A 20214-nucleotide genomic window follows, 5' to 3' on the forward strand; every position below is an offset into this window, starting at 1 on the left:
TTAAAACAAAAATACCATTTCTATATTCATTTTGAATAATAAAAATGGTATTCTTGTAAAATTGCTTCTCACACTAAAGTGTAAGCTACAAAATATTAATCTCTCAAAATCGTAAGCCAGTTTTTGTATGTTTTATTTCTGTATTTGATTAGGAAATAATACTGACCAGATGAAGCATTACCTCCATCCCATTCAAAGTTACGGTCTGTACTTTCGAAGAGCAATGTTCCCCAACGGTTATAAATTTCTACACCTTGAAACTGGTCATTACAATCATCTTCTGGAAGGTTTGGAATGTAGAAAGTATCATTTATACCATCACTGTTTGGAGTAAATACGTTGGCAGGTGTAAAATCAAGATTTACAGAAGCATCTTCTACAATGATAACAAGTGTTTTTGGTGTAGAAGCACGAAGCCCACAACGAGTAGTATCCGAAGCCGTAAAAATTACTTTGAACTCTTTACTAAATTCTCCTTCCAAAATATCACACTCTGGAGTCCAAGAAAAATTACTTTCAAGAACAGGAAAACCTTGTTTGTTTTCATATTGCATTCCCAAATCTGAAAGGACAAAACCAACACCACGAGCAGAAAGTGAAAGTCTATCACCATCTACATCATTAGCAAGTGACGGAATAATTAATTCTTGTCCAATCCCTACACGAACAACACACTCATCTGGATTAGAAGTAGAAACAGAATCTATATTTTGAAGCTCTAAAGTAGGAGGTGTATTTTGTGAATCAATGGTCAAATCAAAACGAACTTTTATTGTATCGGTATAAATAATATCACAGTTGGCAATATCTGTAATAATAAATTCAGCAAAATACGAAGTATCTGCATTCTGAAAACCAAGATTCGAACACGAAGGCTGCCACGTAAACTCGCTTGTGAGAGTAGGTAAACCAAATACATTTTCAAAATTCATATTCAAATCTGCAAAATCAAATCCTATTCCATTTCCCACCAAAGAAAGTGAACTATTATCTACATCTTCTCCTATTACATCAAAACGAACGAACTCATCTACACGGACAGAACGAACATACAAATCTTGTGCAGCATCAAAAGTAAGGTTTGCAGATATTTCAGGTTCACGATTTGGATTTCTTTCATACAATAAAATCAATTTTACTCTAACTGTATCCCCCAAAGATTCTTGACATTCATTAAAATCTCTACTGATAAAATCAATCAAAAACTCTCTTCTAGGGTTTGCAACTGGATTAGTTCCCAAATATTCACACAAAGTTTGCCAATTAAATGTACTTTCAACAGGAGCAAAACCACTCACTTCAGGAAAAGTCATATCAAAGTCAGAAAGCTCAAAATCTACTCCTTGTGCATATAAAAGAACACTATCATTTTGAGCATCAAGCCCTAAAACATCAAACGAAATGGCATCGCCTACAAAAACGGTATCTACAAAAACTTCTTCATTTGTATCGAAGGTAGTTATTTCTGGTCTTACTTCTGGTGCTGTATTATTTGGGTCTGGAGGAAGCACAACTAATTTTACATCAATTTCTTCTTCTAATGGATTTTCACATTCATTAAAATCATTTACTTTGAATTTCAGATTTATTGGTTCTCCAATTGGAATATTTGTTTGGTCACATTCTGTGTTCCATACAAAATCAGTTGTTAGAATTGGTCTGCCTTCTACTGGCGCAAATTGCATTTGATATTCAGCAAAAGAAAATCCTATTCCATTTCCTGTAACCTGAATACTGTCGCCATTTTCATCATCTCCTGTGAGTGTAAAACGATAAGCTTCTCCCAACGTAAGTGTATCACAATATGCCATCATTGTCGAATCATATACAAGTGAAGCACGAATAGTAGGTGCTATATTTGGGCGAGGAAGCAAAACAACACGTACTGCAATTTGGTCTGTCGAATCAGCATTTCCACATGCATCATAATCTGTTACCTTAAAATTCATGATAAAAGTTTGAGGACTAAGAGGATTTTCTAAATCATCACAAGTTGTTTGCCATAAGAAATTAGAATTTATACCTCCAACTCCCTCTAGTGGCGAATAAGTAATACTTCTTCCATTAAGAGTAAAGTTGTCAGGAGTAAACTCTACACTTACACTATCGTTATCTATGTCAATAACATCTGTATTGAAGTCTATTACTTCTCCTACAAACACACTATTATAAATATATTGATTAGCAGTAGCATCAAAGACAAGACCTGCTGTAATGCTAGATGCAATATTTTCAGTAGTATCAGCCAAAACTTTGATTTTCAAACAAGTCTGTACACTTTCAGAGTTATCACATTTTCTCGTGTCTGTTGTTGTGAAACTAACATCAAAGGTTTGTTCAGTCTCGTTAGAAGGTAAAACAGAACAGTTAGGTCTCCAAAGAACTTGCCCTCTCAAAACAGGATTTCCTTGTGTTGCTCCTGTAAAACTAGCTCCTGCTGGTAACCCTGTAACAGTTATATTTAGAGGGTCGCCATTTGCATCATCAGCAGTTGTATTGATTGTTAGTTGTTCTCCTACTACTACTTCTTTTATGTAGCAATTTGTGGCTGGATCGAAGGTCGCATCAGCAACAAAAGTAGGAGGCTCGTTTGGAGGATTTCGGACAAGTACATTTACTCTTATTGTATCCAAAAGAGGAACAGCACAACTATTGTCCAATACAATAAAATCCATTATATACGGTTCATTAGGGTCATTTGGATTGAGAGGACATTCAGGAAAACAAACATTTAATGAAAGTTCATCACCTTGCCCACTAATATTACCTCCATTTTGAAGTAAAATTCCATCTGCATCTGTAAAATTAATAGGTTTTACCTGTGCTGTAATTACAGTATTCTCATCTGAATCTGTAACAAATAAATTTCCACATTTATCCTCATTTTGGTCAAGAATAATTGTAGTTCCTTCTACATAACGGCTAGGTTCTGCGTTAGCTTGAAAGGCTATATTTGGTTTTGTAGCTGTCGGACAATCAATTACTAAAAGTTGATAATCTCGTCTTACTTCTCCTATTTTTCTACCATTTCTATATTCTTCTACTACAATAGCAAAGACAAAAAGTCCTGTTTGAGATGCTGTAAGAGATAAGATTCCATCTTGGTCTATTTGCAATGGAATACTTCCTGGTACTACATTAGTTAAGCTTATCCCTGGTACAAACTCCACCAATTGATAAGGAGCAGAACTTGGTATTGGAGGGCGTGGGTCATTAAACGTACTATTTCCATTTATCGGAACAGTAAGACGATAACGCAGCTCATCTCCATCTGGGTCTTGCCCACTAAAGTCAAAAAAGAAAGGCTGATTGACACACACATAATCACTAAGTGGTGGGAAAATTTGAGGCTCAGAATTAATAAATGGTCTTCCTATGGGGTCTAACAAAGCTGGAAATTCTAAATACATAGTAAGTCCTGCATTTTGAGGAGCTATTATATTACTAATAATATTATTTCTACAACAACGCTCCCAAACCATATAATACCCCTCTTGTTCAGCAAAATCACTTCTATTAAGTGTAATTTCTTGAGCATAATAAATTCGACGAATCAAAAGAGTACCAACAGCACAATCAGGGTCGGTATAAGGAACAGGATTATCAGAAACGAGAGGAATTTCTAATTGAAGCAGTAACCGATTATCTCTTTTAGAAAAAATTCCTATCGTAGCAGAATTTCCAATTGCCCCTGGGTTTCCATTTACAGCATCAAAATATTTTACCATTCCGACACGGTACACATCTCCCCTAACGTGTACAAATTCTAGCTCTCCTCCTACAATGTGTGTAGCAAAAGATGAAAAATTTACTAAAAATAATAAAGTAAATAAAAACGACAGAAAAACAATTCGCTTTTGGAATGAGGATAAGATAGTATAAATTAAATTTTTCAAAATTCTATAGAGTTCTAGTAATAATTTTATAAGATAATTTGAGAAAGGAGCATATTAGTTCTTTATTTTTTCATAAAAATACAATAAAAAAACCTTACTAAGACTAGCTTATAAGGTTTTTAACAATTCGAAAATACACTTTATACGTATTCTGTCATAAAATGCTATGAAATTTAAGACTTGAAAATACTATAAAGAAGATAAATTCCTCCAATAATTACAGCAAAAGTAAAGACTGTAGATAATGCTCCAATTAATAATGCGCCTACGAACTTAATAGCTATAATAGCTACAACTACTAAAACGGCTACTTTGACGGCTTTCATGATATTCATAATTTCTTTTGATTTAAGTGTGAAAAGGTAAAATAATGTTAGCTTGAAGCTTTCTTCTTAAAAACGTTGATTAGCTTTCAAGATACAAAAATTGAGTGATTTATAGAAATATAATTAGTCTGTACTTTGTTGTACGTAAAAACGTATCAAAAAGATAAGTTAAATTTTAGTTTAAATTTTTTCTTTTGTTGATGTTTATCCAATAAATATCTATTATTTATAGATATTTTCCTTACTCCATTGACAAAACTTTAATTTTTTGATCAAATTTAGTTTCACTAGTCATTGGATTATTGAGTATTTTTTTAATTTCTATTAATCCATATCTGAAAAAAGAGTATTCATTATATCCATTTGAACAGACTCTTATTTTTGTTTTTTTATGTTTCCATTCTCCTACTTTGTAACACCAAACAAAGGCAATGGAACACAAAGCAATTAATTTAGCTATTTTATTTGGTTCTGTTAATTTTGTATTTTCTAAGTTAAAACCTTGTGATTTTAGTGCTTTAAACAACGTTTCGATTTCCCAACGTTGTTTATAAATTTCAAAAATATTATCCAATAAAACAGGTGATGCTAAATAAATATATCCTTTTTGTGTTCGACTTACAGATAAATATACCTCTGCTTCATTGACTACAAATGTTCCATCTAGTTGATAGGTTTCTGAAATCGAAAGCCCTCTACACCATGCTACAATAGACTTTGTTTTCCCTTTTCTAGTAGCTTTAAAGTTAGATTTTATACGCATTACAAAATCAAATTTTTTTGTAGCTAAATAGAAAAACCATTTTTTACCTATAAACTCTCTATCTGCTACAAGAGCAGTAATAGATAAATTAGGAAATTGATTTAAGAAATCTTCTATCAAATCAATTCGTTGTTGAGTAGCTGAATTTCCTGTCCTCGAAAGTACAGACCAACAAAGAGGAATAGATACCCCTTTATGAGCTGCTGAGAGAAGCAAAATATTAATATGCTCTTTTCCAACTTTCCAATTCGTTCTATCCAAACACAGTACGATATTTTCCCATTGTTCAATGCCTTCTAAGGAAATAATCAAATTAGTAATTGCTTGAAAATCAAGCTCATAATAATTTAAAAAGCGTTCTATACGACGTAAAGAAGAACTGTATTCTACATTCCTTTCAAACGCAGTTGCAATTTGAATTAAACCTCCTAGACCTACCTTTATAACAGCTATTACAAAAAGACCTATAAATTGAACTCGGGCTAAATGAAACCCTTTTAAATGAGAAGATAAAACACTAACTAATTTTGTAACTTTACCACTAGAAGCATACTTTGCTTTCGCCATAATTGAGAAAAATTTTGTGAGAAACTCAATTATGGCTTTTTTTTATCTAAATTTAAAATCTTTTGTCAGAGGACTGAGGATATTTTCAAACAAAATGCCTTCGATAGTAGATATGATAGTAATCAATTAATGATTCATTTTTTTATCTAATTATTTTTATTTCAACTTTTTATTAATTATGCAATCAATGCAAACAGCAAACGAATATTTAGAATTACCTTATGAGGTAGAGATTCTACAACAAGATGAAATTGCTAATATTTATTGGATTCCAAAAGCCAATACTATTGTCTGTGAAGCTGTACATGAGTACATGCCACAAGAAGATTTTAAAGCTTTATTCAATACTATTTCAAATCACGTAGCCAAATATCGTCCAATAAACTTTGTTTTTGACAAAAGAGCCTTAAAAGCATTTCATCAGCCTTCTATGGAATGGTATTTTACAGAATGGAAATCAGAGATGTCAAAACTGCATGGCTTGAAAAGACACCGTAAACTTTTGCCTAATATTACTTGGTTCGCTCTTGCCGTTAAAGCTGGACGGGCAGAATTAGCAAAAAAATACCCAGACGGAGAATTTCACAATTTAGATATTCAGTATAAAGATACTATTTTAGAAGCTATTAATTCATAAGCTTGGTAAGAATGAAATTTTACAAAATCACAAAAAGTCTTATTTTAAATTCTAAATCAAGACTTTTTTTGTTGAAGTTGAATATAACTCCAAAAATTATGCTTTTTGTTTTTGCTTTTTCTTCTGTGCTTTCTGCTCGTTTTTGAGCTTTCGTTTTTCTCTAAATTTTTTGATTCTTGTTACTGCCATTTCTACCTGTTTTTCTAGGTGAATCTTTTCTCTTCTATTTTTCTGTATCTTTTTCTGTAATGCTCTAAGCTGTGTTTCTGGGTTTGGATACATAATTCGCTGTACCATATCAGCCAAAACCAAAGCTTCTCTTACTTTAGTAATAACACCCTTAAAACGATAAGCTCTAGCTACTTGATTTACTCTTGCCAGTCCTTGAATAGCTCTAAAAGTTCTTAGGAAGGAAACTAAAGGCAGCAAAATAATAAATAAGTCAATCCAATTTGCCTTACAATAATCTAATTTGTCCCTTGTAACTGAAAACATCAAGATAAACTCAAAAGTAAAAGCTACCCAAATAAAAGCCTGTACAGATTCTAAATATAGCTTAATATCAGGAACACGAGCTGCCACCTGTTCGCCTACTGTTTTATTCAAATCAATAAATAAGATAGGAATAATAAGTAAGGCAATCGCAATCATGGGCATACTAAATTTTCGTTTTAGCTCTTCTAAAAGTATGTCATTACACTTGCTCCACCTCCAAAACGGAATCCACAACCAATCACTATCAGACAAACGCCTTGCACCCATTCGTAGGGGCATAAGTGGAATAGCAACTGCCCTAAAAATAAGCTGACTCTTAGATACTTTTAGTCCTTCTTTATTTTTTAAATAAAAAACATAAATGAGTTCTGCCAAAGGAACAAGCATCAAAATACCATACAATAGTGTTGATTGCCACAAAACAAAAGGCGTAACAAGTTCTCTTGCTTGTGGCGAAAAGCTAAACATAATAATAAAACCCATCAGCATCAACATAACGATACTAAACCAAAACATCAGAGGTGCAAAACGATTTTCAAAAATCTGTAATTTACTGATTGCTGGTAATTCTTGACGTATCAAAAGAGGCTCATCTTTCTGTTTATAGATTGCCAACACTTCATCAATCATCTTGCTATATTCATCTACTCCCTCCTCTGTTTCTTGTTCATTGATGGTTTCATCATCAAAAAAGACACGCAGACGTAAGAGTTCAGAAGGATTATCGATAGCGTTTATCCTTTCAATTAATTCTTCTTTGGTAGGTAAATGATTATCTGTATTTGTTGTTGATGACATCTTGTTTATTTTCTGTTTGAGAGAATGTAAAGATACAAAAAAAGCTAAAATAGCCATTTACTATTTTTTCTGACAAAAGACACTATTACCAAATTCTTAAATTTAGACTTTAAAAGTTATCTTTGTAAAAACAATACTAATCAACTCATAATTAGTAAATTCAAGATTATAATATAAAACTGAAACAAACTCTACAACTATGAATCATATCGCAGTCATCGGTGCAGGAACTATGGGAAACGGAATTGCTCACGTTTTTGCTCAAAATAATCATCAAGTATCTTTTATTGATATTTCTGAAAATGCCCTTACAAAAGGCTTGAATACAATAGGCAAAAACCTTGACCGTCAGGTAAAAAAAGGTGTTTTGTCAGAAGAAGAAAAAATAGCTACACTCAAAAGAATAAAAACATTTACGAAAGTTGAGGAAGGCGTAAAAGGAGTAGATTTGGTAGTAGAAGCTGCTACTGAAAATATGGAAATTAAGCTCAAAATTTTTGAGAACCTAGATAAGGTTTGTGATGAAAAAACAATTTTGGCAACAAATACCTCCTCTATTTCTATTACTCGTATTGCTGGAGCTACCCAACGCCCAGAAAAAGTAATCGGAATGCACTTTATGAATCCTGTTCCTGTCATGAAACTTGTTGAGGTAATTCGTGGCTATTCTACGTCTGATGAAATCACAAACAGAATTATGGAAATGTCTAAAAATTTAGGCAAAATTCCTGTTGAAGTAAGTGATTATCCAGGATTTGTATCGAATCGTATTTTGATGCCAATGATTAATGAGGCAATTTATGCACTTTATGAAGGTGTTGCTGGTGTAGAAGAAATTGATACAGTAATGAAATTAGGAATGTCGCACCCAATGGGACCTTTACAGTTAGCTGATTTTATTGGTCTTGATGTATGTCGTTCTATTTTAGAAGTATTATTTGAAGGCTTCGGAAATCCAAAGTATGCTCCGTGTCCACTCTTAGTAAATATGGTAAATGCAGGACACAAAGGCGCAAAATCAGGTAATGGTTTTTATGATTGGTCAAATGGAATGAAAGATTTGAAAGTAGCAAAACGTTTTGAGAAGAAATCAAACAAAACTTCACAAGAAGCATAAAAAAATAATGGTAAATTGTGAATGATAAATTATAACTGAGGTTATCTTAATTCTATTTCATTCATAATTTACCATTAATAATTCATCATTCAAAGGTCTGTTTATTCATAGGATAGAGATTAAATGTTCCTATTCCTTTGGCTACTACTTTTCCTGTTTTTTTGTTTTTTATATCACAAACAGTATGAACAAGACGGTTTCCTGTATGTTCTAGATTTGCTTCTGCAATCAGTTCATCGTGAAGCTTGACAGGCAGAAAATAATTGATTTTAAATTCTACTGTCGCACATAGTTTTCCTTGAGCAAAGGCATAACTCAAAGCCGAGCCTCCTAAAGTTGCATCCATAAGTCCAGAAATTACACCTCCATGACAATGCCCTGGTGCGCTTTGATGCTTTTCTACAATCTTCATTTCAGAAATTGCATGACCTACTTCTTTTATCTCTAATGTCATTCCATTATCTTTTGCAAAAAAATTGAATTGATTATAGAGTTCTATAAGCTGTGTGTGATTTTTATTATCTGTAAAAAAGCCTTTTTTGTCTTCTTTTATTTTTTCCATAGATTGGTAATGGTTGATTTTTAATAAATACTGCTTTATTTTCAAACAGTTTCTCAATATAGCAAATATAATTTTACTAGATTAAAACAAGAAATAAGTTTAACTTACTAAAAAATAAAAAAATGTCAAAAATAAGCCGAAGATTTAATCCAGAGTTAGATTTTATCATTGATAGAGAGAATGAGTTTGAAAATTATTACGAAGGAAATCCTCTTTTTGATGGTGTCTTTTGTAATGAAGGAGCAACTCAAAATGAAGAAACTTCTCTAGCAACAGTTTTGAAATGGCAACTTCAAACCAATCCACAAAAAGAAGAAAAGAAAAATGAAAATTTTAGTGTAGAGACGATTCCAAACGCTACACTTTTTGAAGAAACAAAAGATTGTATTGTTTGGCTCGGACACGCTTGTTTTTTTATTCGTCTAAACGGAATTAATTTTCTCACAGACCCTTGCTTGGAAAGTATGCCTTTTGTTCCTCGCAAATCTTCACTCCCTTGTAAGATTTCTGAAATCAAGAATATTGATTATTTACTTCTTTCTCATAATCACCGTGACCATTTGGATATTCCTTCTCTTAAAAAGCTGATTCCTCAAAATCCTGCTATGGAATTTCTTGTTCCATTAGAAACGGCTGATTTTCTGCATAGACAGGTTTCGAAAGACTTAAAAATACAAGAAGCAGGTTGGTATCAACAGTTCAAGACAAAAAAAGGAATAAATATCAATTTTTTACCTTCCAAACACTGGTGTAGAAGAGGTTTATTTGATTTTAATGAAATGCTTTGGGGTGGCTTTTGGTTGGAAAGTAACGACCACAAATTATTCTTTGTCGGAGATACAGCCTATGCAAATCACTTCAAAAGAATAGAGAAAATTTTGGGTGCTGCAGGTACGGTCGTTATGCCAATAGGAGCTTACAAACCTTCATTTATGATGCAAAATGCACACATCAACCCAGAAGAAGCCGTAAAAGCATTTCAAGAAACAAAAGGAAAAACAATGATTCCGATGCACTATGGAACATTCGATTTGGCAGACGAACCACTTGGAGAACCTATAAAATGGCTAACTTCAGAAATGAAAAAACAAAACCTTTCTGAAAAACTGACTGTTCCCAAAATTGGAGAAGTCATTTATTTGTAGATTTTCAGAAATCAATGATGTTAGGAAAAAATATAATACTCAAACCACTTCCATAGCCTTTGTCAGTGTTTTAGCGCAGCGATACCGACAAACACATTTATAAAGTAAACTCTTAGACAGATGCTTTAATTGGAATCCAAACTTCCTCTTCTGAGTTTTCATTTGTTGAGTTATATTTTTCTCCCAAAACTTCAAAATGCTCTCTTGTATCTAGTTGATAGGCTGAGTTTGGCAACCACTCTTCAAAAACATATTGTGCCATTTTTGGAAAGTCTTTGGGCAAACCTTTATATAAAAATACAGCGTACAAACCACCTTCCAAAACTCGTTTTTCCATTCCTTGTGGAATATCTTCAAAGAAATCTACTTCAATCATGGCACATTTTGTAAATTCTGTTTTTGGATTAAAATCTTTAAAATCTAACGATTTATCATAAATTTGAATAGAATATAAATCTTTTCCAATAGTATGTTTAATCATCTTTTTTTTAGGCATAAAGCTCTGCCATAACTCCATTGTCTTATTATCTGACAAAGACATTTTTAAAGAGTTACCAATTAATCTTTTCGCAGGAAGGATTTTGATTTTTGGATTCATTTCTACACTTTATTTATTTTCTAAAAAATTTTCATATTCATTAGTAAGCATTTTCCAACTTCTATAAGGCACAATGGAATTTGGATTTTCCTCATCATATTCACTCAAAATATCATTTATCAAATCAACTTTTATTGAATTTGGTTCTACATCAACAAAATAATAAATACTTGAGTTTTTCTTATCTCCTATCAAAATCAAATTTGATTTTGCAGTTTTAGAATAATAATTGACATAAGTAGGCAAATTTTCTACTAGTTCAAATTTGACTTGTATGGCCGTTTCTTTTTCCACACACCCTTTTTCTAGAAACTGACAAATAATTTGCTTCGGAAATTCAACTGGAGTTTTGACTGGAATTTCAAAACTTAGATTTGTAGAATAACAATCAGGTGCGCCACAATCAAAACTATGAAGGTCAAAAGGAAGTTTAAATTCAATTTTATCATTTACTTGCTTTACTAGATTTCTAATATAAAATTCTTGAAAGAAGTCAGATTTTAGAATAGCATTAGATTTTGATTCAAGCAGAACATTTCGAAGAGAATCTTGTCTTTCTTCCCAAGAATCATGTTTTTCTACTTGTTTATTACTTTCTGTTTTTATTAGTTTTGCTTGTTGTAAAGTTGTAACTTTATCTTTACTCTTTTCAGTTCTCAAAGAACAAGAAAATAGCAGAAGACTAATTAAGACAAAAAGCACCTTCATAGAAATAGTCATTATTATTTTTTTAAATTATACTAGCATTAAGTAACGAAGAATAATTTAACTCTCTACTCTTTATTATACTTTTTTCTAATTTCCTCTGAGAAAGATAGAGCTAAACTAAATTTTTGCTCTATTATTTTTCCATTTTTTGTGGCAGTTGTCCATTTTGGCAATATTTCAATTACTCGTTTTACTTCCTGTCTGAATTCTAGAGAATGTATTCTGACGATTGAATCTACCTTTACATTTCCTAGAGTGTCAATATGTATTTGTGCAAAAGCCCTGTATTTTTTGTCCTCTTTATTTTGGTATTTACTTTCATAAAAATCTAGTTTGTACCACTTCAAATTGGAATAAATAAACTCATTCATTTTTTCATTTCCTTCTTCAAAAACGGAATTTCTATCTCCCAACCCCACACTATCCATATATTTTGCTTTTTGCCATGTTTTTTCAATTATCGTTGAACCGAATTTTTCTTTGATTTTTTCTTTCATATAATTTGAATAACATTCTGGTTCTTGATAGACAATACAACCCATATAAGCTACATTTATTCCATAGTCTTTATACAATAGCCTTCCGAAAGTATAAGAATTACTAGAATTTAATCCAAAAACTAAGTAGGTATAGTTTCCTTTTTCAATATGCACTTTTGCACTATCAATTCCTTGCTGACATTCTAGGTCATTATTTTGAGAAAAAACTGTTTTAGGAAAAAAGAAACTACTGATACAAATTGATAAATAGATAAAAATTTTCATTTTTGAATGGATTCAAGATAAAATAAAGTCTTTCTATTTTAATTCAAAAATAGTAGATTAGTAACACGAAAGAATCTCAAAAATACAAACAGAGCAAAACATGAAAATTCTATCAGCAAAACAAATGGCTTTAGCCGACCAAGAAACTATCAAAAATGAGCCTGTTTCTTCCTTAGATTTAATGGAAAGGGCATCAAAAAAGGCTTTTTATTGGATTCAGAATTACTTTGGTCAGAATCTTCATAATGATTTAATAAATACAGAATTTCATATTTTTTGTGGCATTGGAAATAATGGTGGCGACGGACTTGTACTTGCTAGACTCCTCTCAAACTTTGCCTTTCAAATAAATGTGTATGTAGTAGCTTTTTCAGATAAACGAAGCGAAGATTTTGAAGCTAACTTTGAAAGAATACAAGAAGTTTCGAATATCAAAATCACAGAAATAAAGACAGAGGAAGATTTAGAGCAACTAAATTCTATTTCTAAAAACGATTGGATTATCGATGCTATTTTTGGATATGGATTAAATAGAGTTCCTGAAGGAATTGCAGGAAAAACAATTGAATTTATAAATCAACACTCCAACAAAAATGTAATTTCGATAGATATTCCCTCTGGTCTTTTTGCAGATGAAAACCAAAGTAAAGAACAGCGTTTTGATAAAAATATGACCATAAAAGCAACGCATACACTTACTTTTCAAAGTCCAAAATTATCTTTTTTCTTTGATGAATACAGTGAATTTGTAGGTAATTTTGAAGTATTAGACATTGGGTTGGATAAAAATTTCATTGAAAAATTAGATGCTCAAAACTACTGGCTCACTACTCAAAAAGCAAAACAGATTTACAAACCTCGCAGCCGAACAGGACACAAAGGAACTTTTGGACATGCACTTTTGATTGTGGGAAGTTATGGAAAAATAGGCGCAGCACAGCTTTCTGCAAAGACTGCTCTTCGAAGTGGAATCGGTCTTTTATCTATCCGAACGCCAAAATGTGGAGTTATTCCACTTCAAAGTTCAGTTCCAGAAGCGATGATTTTGGTAGATGATTTTGAGAAAAGTAAGAAGAAAAATAAATATGTTTTGAATTCTTTTTCAGATGAGTTAGTAGAAAAATTGAGTGATTACAAAACTATCGGAATTGGTTGTGGTATTGGAACGGCTAAAAAAACAAAAAAACTCCTTTTACAAATTTTGAGAAATGTTGATTATCCTATCGTCATTGATGCTGATGCACTTAATATTTTGGCTAAGAACAGAAATTATGAAAATAATGATACTGATTGGTTAGATTTTGTTCCCAAAAACTCAATCTTGACACCACACCCAAAAGAATTTGAACGGCTTTTTGGAAAAACTTCATCAGCAGAAGAAAGACACCGACTTTTAAGAAATTTAGCTAAAGAATATCAAGTTTATATTTTACTCAAAGGCTCTTTTTCGGCTTTAGCTCTACCCAATGGAGATATTTATCACAGCTCTTTTGGTGATATTGGAATGGCGACTGGTGGAAGTGGCGATGTTTTGACAGGAATCTTGACTTCACTTTTGGCGCAAGGTTATAATTCGGAAGAAAGTCTGTTGCTTAGTGTTTTTTTACATGGAAAAGCTGGAGAACTGGCAGCAAAAAATAAATCTAGTGAAGCTATGCTTCCTTCTGATTTGATTGAAGAATTGGGGAATGTTTTTAAGATGATTTGAATTACTTTTGTAACTGATTAGCAAGTGATTTTTATGATGAAATGCAGGATTTTACATTGTTTTCTTCACTATTAATTCTAATGAATCTTTCAAATTTTGACTTGAAATATATTTCATATTCATATCAAGACTAATTCCATCTTTGATTTTTATTTTCTTGGAAGCATAAAAGATAGAATCATTTTGAACAGAAACTCCTACCACAACAGCCTCTTTTCCGATGGGTAGTTTTGTATAAATTTCATTTTCTTTCGTAAAAGAATACAAACCATTATTTCTTTTAAAACTCATCAATCGGACATTCATATCTGGAATTACTAAAGAAAAATCTATAAAATTCAATTTAGTATTAGATGTATTGGCTAGTAATATTTCAGCTTTCCCTGCTTTTGGATCATCATAAAACCTATCACAATTAATCCAACCTAGTTTTTTGACAGCAAAGACAGTTTTTTCATAGAGTTTTGTAACTGCCTTTTGGTCTTCCATAGCTTGTTTTTGATTTTTTAATTCTTGAATGAGTGCTTCTCTTCTAAGATTATACTCCAAAATTTCACTTATTTCTTTTTCTGAAACTTTTAAATCAACTAGCTTTTGGTAAGCATCTTTAGCATTCAAATCTATTCCGTAATTCTTTATGATTTTTAGTTCTCTTCGTTCTTCTTTTGGGAAATATTTTAAAGGATAGTCAATATGGTTATTGATAAATTCATCAGAGTTTTGGAAATATTTTTTTAACTTTTCTCTATTTCCATTTATATATTTCAAATAAGTAGTTTTAGCTATTGAATCTAAATACCCTCAGTCCTCTGACAAAAGATTTTAAATTTAGATAAAAAAAAGCCATAATTGAGTTTCTCACAAAATTTTTCTCACAAAATTTTCTCAATTATGGCGAAAGCAAAGTATGCTTCTAGTGGTAAAGTTACAAAATTAGTTAGTGTTTTATCTTCTCATTTAAAAGGGTTTCATTTAGCCCGAGTTCAATTTATAGGTCTTTTTGTAATAGCTGTTATAAAGGTAGGTCTAGGAGGTTTAATTCAAATTGCAACTGCGTTTGAAAGGAATGTAGAATACAGTTCTTCTTTACGTCGTATAGAACGCTTTTTAAATTATTATGAGCTTGATTTTCAAGCAATTACTAATTTGATTATTTCCTTAGAAGGCATTGAACAATGGGAAAATATCGTACTGTGTTTGGATAGAACGAATTGGAAAGTTGGAAAAGAGCATATTAATATTTTGCTTCTCTCAGCAGCTCATAAAGGGGTATCTATTCCTCTTTGTTGGTCTGTACTTTCGAGGACAGGAAATTCAGCTACTCAACAACGAATTGATTTGATAGAAGATTTCTTAAATCAATTTCCTAATTTATCTATTACTGCTCTTGTAGCAGATAGAGAGTTTATAGGTAAAAAATGGTTTTTCTATTTAGCTACAAAAAAATTTGATTTTGTAATGCGTATAAAATCTAACTTTAAAGCTACTAGAAAAGGGAAAACAAAGTCTATTGTAGCATGGTGTAGAGGGCTTTCGATTTCAGAAACCTATCAACTAGATGGAACATTTGTAGTCAATGAAGCAGAGGTATATTTATCTGTAAGTCGAACACAAAAAGGATATATTTATTTAGCATCACCTGTTTTATTGGATAATATTTTTGAAATTTATAAACAACGTTGGGAAATCGAAACGTTGTTTAAAGCACTAAAATCACAAGGTTTTAACTTAGAAAATACAAAATTAACAGAACCAAATAAAATAGCTAAATTAATTGCTTTGTGTTCCATTGCCTTTGTTTGGTGTTACAAAGTAGGAGAATGGAAACATAAAAAAACAAAAATAAGAGTCTGTTCAAATGGATATAATGAATACTCTTTTTTCAGATATGGATTAATAGAAATTAAAAAAATACTCAATAATCCAATGACTAGTGAAACTAAATTTGATCAAAAAATTAAAGTTTTGTCAATGGAGTAAGCTAAATACCACAAAGGTTCTCTTTTATTTTGATAATATATGTTTGTTATAGTGTAATTAAGATTTATTTTTGAGCAGTTTACATAATTCCAATAATCATTATTTTCCCAACTCATAATATCAATCATGTGAAATAAAAGCCAAAATCTATTTTTAAAATCTTGAGTAGCTATAATCGTATTTTCATACTTTGGATTTGTGAAATTAATTAGAGTCGTATCGTAACTACAATATTTTCCATCTACAACCCAAAAATATTTTAACCACTCATTCCCCTCAGGATAAAGCAACTCCAAAGGCAAAGGAATTAAATATTCTTCTTCTAGCATAGAGCTATCTACTTTCCAATTTGTACCATTTCCTGTGAACATTTGAAAACCTTCTTTGCTTATATTTCCCATTGTTGGCATCGAAACGGTAAGTTCTTTTCCTTCTTGTAATTGTAGGGAATTTCCGTCTGTCGTGGCATCAATAAATAACATTCCATTCGAAAGAAGAAGTTTATCATCAGAAAGTGTCGTCAGTCCAGAAGTAATAAAATCAGATAATTCGAAGGCTTCCACAACTTCTATAGTTACTTTTCCTTCAATAGGTTTGCCATTGGTATCTACAAAGCTGTTTTGTGGAATAAAAATCTGAGTTCCTGCTTTCATTTCAAGCGTAACAGGTTTACTAGTATCAATTTCAAAACTTTGCTTTTCGGGTCTTAATGAAGAATAAGCATTATCGACAGGACTTTCATTGAAAACAGTTGTTTTGATTTTCTTGGTTTGTTCTTTTTTATTCTCCGAACATGAAATAAAAAAAAATAGAGAAAATCAGTAATGCTAGAATATGATATTTCATGTTATTTTTTAGTTGTGTATAAATAACCATTACATTTTTAATCTTGTAATAAGGTAAAAGTAACAGATATTTTACGAAATTCCTTTAATGTAAAATTTCTTAATATCAAGCACAAATACTCTTGCTTTTTTAGTAAAATTTTCTTTAATTGTGTTACCTATCAAAACAGAATTGAGAAAACAATAAGTAATACAGTAATTTTTAAGACACTTAAATGAATTTAAATATAGATAAATACATTATACCAACAAAACTTCTTTCCATAGATAATGGCACTGATGAGTACAGAAAGGCTCGGTTGATTGGTTGGACACTTTTGGTTGTTATCTTATTTATGATTATTGGCATTCCTATCCATTGGATATTATCCAATTATATGGGGAGTTATATTAATGCTCTTATGCTTATATTTAGCTTAATAGTATATTTTTTTTATAAGAAAAAAGGTAATTTTGTAATTACAGGAAATTTGATTGCTACAATAGCATACCTTGAATTTTTATGTCTTATTATTTTAGCTTTTAACTCAACTTCTTTAGTAATTTGGTTCATTGTTTCTCCCATATCAGCATTTTTATATGCTAATAAATCCTCAGGAGTTATTTGGGGGGGGATTACAATAATAACCCTATTTATTTATTTTGGAATTCCATTTTTTGGATATAGTTATCCTCACTCGTCGTTAGTGCAGTTATCAGACTCAAAGACACTTCTATTTAATCTTAATTCAATATTATTTTTATTTATTTAATTTGTATTGTTTTTATATACGAAAAAGAAAAAAACATTTTAGTTAGCCATTTGCTTCAAACAAATAATGAAATACTTACACAAAATGAAGAAATACGCCAACAGCAAGAAGAAATAGTTACCATTAATGATAATTTAGCATTAAAAAATGTAGAGCTAGATACAATACTTAGAAACCTAGAACACAAAAATTTAAAAATTACTGACAGTATTAGGTATGCTAAAACAATACAACAGGCTATGTTGCCTTTTTCCAAAAAAATAAATAGCTTTTTTGTGGATCATTTTATCTTATATCGTGCAAAAGATATTGTCTCGGGAGATTTTTATTGGTTAGAAAACAAGTCTGATAGTAATACTATATTTTTAGCCGTTGGAGATTGCACTGGTCATGGAGTTCCTGGTGCTTTTATGTCTCTAATTTCTTTTTATATTCTTAATGATATTGTACTTAAAAAAAGTCTCTCTAACCCTGATACTATATTAGAAGAAACACATAAGCTTACTCAAATAGCTTTAAAACAGAATAGTTCTAATAATTCGGATGGAATGGATATCGCTCTTTGTGTTATTACTAAACTAGAGGACAAAGTACAAGTTTCTTTTTCTGGAGCGAAACGTCCACTATATTATACAAACCCCTCCTCAAATAAAATTGAACAACTCAAAGGAACTCGCCGTTCTATAGGTGGAATAACTCATAAAATATTAAAACCTTTTGAAGTAGAAACTTTGTTTTTAGAAAAAGGAACTACACTATATTTAACTACTGATGGTTTCGCTGACCAAAATAATAAAGACAATGAAAAATTCTCTAGCTTACAATTGATAACAATGTTGTCCGAAATAAATCATTTACCACTTCATGAGCAAAAAAAGCAATTAGAAATTGCATTAGATAAACACCAAGAAGGAACTGAACAACGTGATGATATTACAGTTTTAGGTATAAAATTATAAGTTTTACTTTCTTATTTAAGTTAGATTGGGGGTTAATAATCTGTTTCTTACCCCAATTAAATTAATCTTTATGGAAATCAGAAATTTAAGTGAAACCAATTTTGATACTTTAATAGAATGTTTTTTACTTTCTTTTGAAAACTATTTTGTCAAAATGCCTACTGATATAGAGTATTATAAACAGAGATGGAAAACAGCAAAGGTAGATTATCGTCTTTCTTATGGAATGTTTGATAATGAAAAATTAGTTGGTTTTATCATTCATGCTATTGATGAGAGAAACCAAAAAAAAATTGCTTACAACACAGGAACAGGTGTAACTCCTTCTTACAGAGGACAGAAAATTGTTCAATCTATTTATGACTATGCTATTGATGATTTACAAAATAATGGAGTTAAGAGGTCTATCTTGGAAGTGATTACAGAAAACACAAAAGCTATAAAATCTTATCAAAATACTGGCTTTAAAATAACGAAACGCTACAAATGCTTTGCTGGAGAAATCAACATTGAAAATCAGTTTAGAGATAATTTTGAAGTCAAAAAAGTAAATTATTCAGATATAGACTGGTCAGAACTTCCAAATCAAGATGCTTATTCTTGGGACAATCACTTTAAGATTATCAAGAATGGAAACTATACGTATTATCAAATTTGGAATAAAAACGGCTTAGAAAATAGATTGGAATCCTTCTTTGTCATAAACCCTAGTAATGGATATATCGCACAATTTGAAGTTTTGGTAAATGAAAAGCAATCTAAAAAACTAGCTTATCAAAGGCTTTTTTCTGCTGTCAAAGATATTTCTCCCTTCATCAAAATCAATAATATTGACACAAAATTTGAAGATAAGATCAATTTTCTTGATTCAGTAGGCATCGAAAATATAATTGACCAATATGAAATGGAAATGAATTTGATAAAATAACCTTTGGTCTTCATTTTGCAACTACTTATTTGATTAATAAATAATTCTTTTCACTAAAAAATCATTTTAATCTAAACTCTACTATGAAAATCATTAAAACTACATCGAATCTAATGAGTAAAATTACCCTTCTATCATTACTCTTCTTTTTTATTGGGCTAACAACTACTTTTGCTCAAAGTGAAAGAGGAAGGCAAATGCGAAATAAGAATGCAACAGTAGAAGGAAAAGCAGAAAAACGCTCACAGCAGTGGCAAAGAAAGTTTGGATTAAATACTACACAAACTTCTCAATTAGAAACTGCTATGGCAGAACAAATGAGAGCAAAAAATGCCCTAAAGGGAAAAGGCAATGGCTCAAGCAAGAAAGATAAAAGACAAGCAATAAATAATACCTTTGACGCAAAAGTAAAGAGGATATTTACCCCTACACAATATGCTCAATATAGAGCAATGAAAGATGATAAAAAAGCAAAAGGTAGAAAAAACAAGAAGAAATGGAAAAAGAAGAAAAAAAATAAGCACAAACATCAGAATGATGATGATGAAGACGACGAGGATGATGATGACTTTTAGTCCATTTCAATATCTTTGTTAGGATTGAAGACCTGTTCAGACGAAATGCTTCCAGTTATTGTTTCTTCAATAATTAGGATTTATTTTACTC

Annotated in this window: 19 protein-coding genes; 9 read left to right on the forward strand and 10 right to left on the reverse strand. The window is 31.1% G+C overall.

Annotation, left to right across the window (positions count from 1 at the left end; all coding sequences use genetic code 11):
• Nucleotides 1-95 precede the first annotated feature (95 nt).
• The 3 genes from WAF17_RS10465 to WAF17_RS10475 all read right to left on the reverse strand — a co-directional run bounded on the left by WAF17_RS10465 (nucleotide 96) and on the right by WAF17_RS10475 (nucleotide 5552).
• Nucleotides 96-3896 (reverse strand): gliding motility-associated C-terminal domain-containing protein, encoded by a 3801-nt coding sequence (locus WAF17_RS10465; RefSeq protein WP_338769749.1) that lies wholly within the window; start codon nucleotides 3894-3896, stop codon nucleotides 96-98.
• A 173-nt stretch (nucleotides 3897-4069) separates the two neighbouring features.
• A complete protein-coding gene (locus WAF17_RS10470; RefSeq protein WP_338769751.1) occupies nucleotides 4070-4231 on the reverse strand; it encodes a hypothetical protein in 162 nt (53 codons plus the stop codon).
• Between the two features lie 232 nt (nucleotides 4232-4463).
• A complete protein-coding gene (locus WAF17_RS10475) occupies nucleotides 4464-5552 on the reverse strand; it encodes an IS4 family transposase (protein WP_338760955.1) in 1089 nt (362 codons plus the stop codon).
• Nucleotides 5553-5730: 178 nt separating this feature from the next.
• On the opposite strand from WAF17_RS10475, the gene WAF17_RS10480 reads away from it, so the two are divergent.
• Entirely contained in the window at nucleotides 5731-6189 is a 459-nt protein-coding gene (locus WAF17_RS10480) for a hypothetical protein (RefSeq protein WP_338769753.1), read from the forward strand.
• Nucleotides 6190-6285: 96 nt separating this feature from the next.
• Here the strand turns inward: WAF17_RS10480 and WAF17_RS10485 are convergent, their stop codons facing one another.
• Entirely contained in the window at nucleotides 6286-7482 is a 1197-nt protein-coding gene (locus WAF17_RS10485) for a hypothetical protein (protein ID WP_338769756.1), read from the reverse strand.
• Nucleotides 7483-7681: 199 nt separating this feature from the next.
• Here WAF17_RS10485 and WAF17_RS10490 point away from each other — a divergent pair, with 199 nt between their 5' ends.
• On the forward strand, nucleotides 7682-8599 hold the full coding sequence (locus WAF17_RS10490) for a 3-hydroxybutyryl-CoA dehydrogenase (RefSeq protein WP_338769759.1): 918 nt from the start codon (nucleotides 7682-7684) through the stop codon (nucleotides 8597-8599).
• Nucleotides 8600-8684: 85 nt separating this feature from the next.
• On the opposite strand, the gene WAF17_RS10495 is transcribed toward WAF17_RS10490, so the two are convergent.
• Complete coding sequence (locus WAF17_RS10495) at nucleotides 8685-9161, reverse strand: PaaI family thioesterase (RefSeq protein ID WP_338769763.1); 477 nt, start codon at nucleotides 9159-9161, stop codon at nucleotides 8685-8687.
• A gap of 122 nt (nucleotides 9162-9283) precedes the next feature.
• Between WAF17_RS10495 and WAF17_RS10500 the strand changes: the two genes are divergently transcribed.
• Complete coding sequence (locus WAF17_RS10500) at nucleotides 9284-10306, forward strand: MBL fold metallo-hydrolase (protein WP_338769766.1); 1023 nt, start codon at nucleotides 9284-9286, stop codon at nucleotides 10304-10306.
• A 112-nt stretch (nucleotides 10307-10418) separates the two neighbouring features.
• Here the strand turns inward: WAF17_RS10500 and WAF17_RS10505 are convergent, their stop codons facing one another.
• Genes WAF17_RS10505 through WAF17_RS10515 form a run of 3 tightly spaced genes read right to left on the reverse strand, consistent with a single transcriptional unit; the run spans nucleotide 10419 to nucleotide 12376 of the window.
• Nucleotides 10419-10904, reverse strand: a complete 486-nt coding sequence (locus tag WAF17_RS10505) for a GyrI-like domain-containing protein (RefSeq protein WP_338769769.1) — start codon at nucleotides 10902-10904, stop codon at nucleotides 10419-10421.
• Nucleotides 10905-10913: 9 nt separating this feature from the next.
• Nucleotides 10914-11624 carry a hypothetical protein gene (locus tag WAF17_RS10510; RefSeq protein WP_338769772.1) on the reverse strand — a complete coding sequence of 237 codons (711 nt, stop codon included), beginning with the start codon at nucleotides 11622-11624 and terminating at the stop codon, nucleotides 10914-10916.
• A 53-nt stretch (nucleotides 11625-11677) separates the two neighbouring features.
• Entirely contained in the window at nucleotides 11678-12376 is a 699-nt protein-coding gene (locus WAF17_RS10515) for a hypothetical protein (RefSeq protein ID WP_338769775.1), read from the reverse strand.
• Between the two features lie 100 nt (nucleotides 12377-12476).
• Here WAF17_RS10515 and WAF17_RS10520 point away from each other — a divergent pair, with 100 nt between their 5' ends.
• Nucleotides 12477-14084, forward strand: a complete 1608-nt coding sequence (locus tag WAF17_RS10520; RefSeq protein ID WP_338769777.1) for an NAD(P)H-hydrate dehydratase — start codon at nucleotides 12477-12479, stop codon at nucleotides 14082-14084.
• Between the two features lie 51 nt (nucleotides 14085-14135).
• Here the strand turns inward: WAF17_RS10520 and WAF17_RS10525 are convergent, their stop codons facing one another.
• Nucleotides 14136-14852 (reverse strand): hypothetical protein, encoded by a 717-nt coding sequence (locus tag WAF17_RS10525; RefSeq protein WP_338769779.1) that lies wholly within the window; start codon nucleotides 14850-14852, stop codon nucleotides 14136-14138.
• A 123-nt stretch (nucleotides 14853-14975) separates the two neighbouring features.
• On the opposite strand from WAF17_RS10525, the gene WAF17_RS10530 reads away from it, so the two are divergent.
• Nucleotides 14976-16064, forward strand: a complete 1089-nt coding sequence (locus tag WAF17_RS10530; RefSeq protein WP_338760955.1) for an IS4 family transposase — start codon at nucleotides 14976-14978, stop codon at nucleotides 16062-16064.
• Here WAF17_RS10530 and WAF17_RS10535 read toward each other — a convergent pair.
• Nucleotides 16034-16717, reverse strand: coding sequence for a hypothetical protein (locus WAF17_RS10535; protein WP_338769782.1), 684 nt, complete (start codon nucleotides 16715-16717; stop codon nucleotides 16034-16036). The genes WAF17_RS10530 and WAF17_RS10535 overlap by 31 nt on opposite strands.
• A gap of 407 nt (nucleotides 16718-17124) precedes the next feature.
• Here WAF17_RS10535 and WAF17_RS10540 point away from each other — a divergent pair, with 407 nt between their 5' ends.
• The 4 genes from WAF17_RS10540 to WAF17_RS10555 all read left to right on the forward strand — a co-directional run bounded on the left by WAF17_RS10540 (nucleotide 17125) and on the right by WAF17_RS10555 (nucleotide 20123).
• The gene (locus WAF17_RS10540) at nucleotides 17125-17661 is read left to right on the forward strand and encodes a hypothetical protein (RefSeq protein ID WP_338769784.1); all 537 of its coding nucleotides are present in this window, start codon (nucleotides 17125-17127) and stop codon (nucleotides 17659-17661) included.
• Nucleotides 17662-17711: 50 nt separating this feature from the next.
• Nucleotides 17712-18620 (forward strand): SpoIIE family protein phosphatase, encoded by a 909-nt coding sequence (locus WAF17_RS10545; RefSeq protein WP_338769787.1) that lies wholly within the window; start codon nucleotides 17712-17714, stop codon nucleotides 18618-18620.
• Nucleotides 18621-18690: 70 nt separating this feature from the next.
• Nucleotides 18691-19548, forward strand: a complete 858-nt coding sequence (locus WAF17_RS10550) for a GNAT family N-acetyltransferase (protein ID WP_338769790.1) — start codon at nucleotides 18691-18693, stop codon at nucleotides 19546-19548.
• 83 nt (nucleotides 19549-19631) lie between these two features.
• Entirely contained in the window at nucleotides 19632-20123 is a 492-nt protein-coding gene (locus WAF17_RS10555; RefSeq protein ID WP_338769793.1) for a hypothetical protein, read from the forward strand.
• Nucleotides 20124-20214: the final 91 nt, after the last annotated feature.

The organism is Bernardetia sp. ABR2-2B (assembly GCF_037126435.1).
Lineage (GTDB): Bacteria > Bacteroidota > Bacteroidia > Cytophagales > Bernardetiaceae > Bernardetia.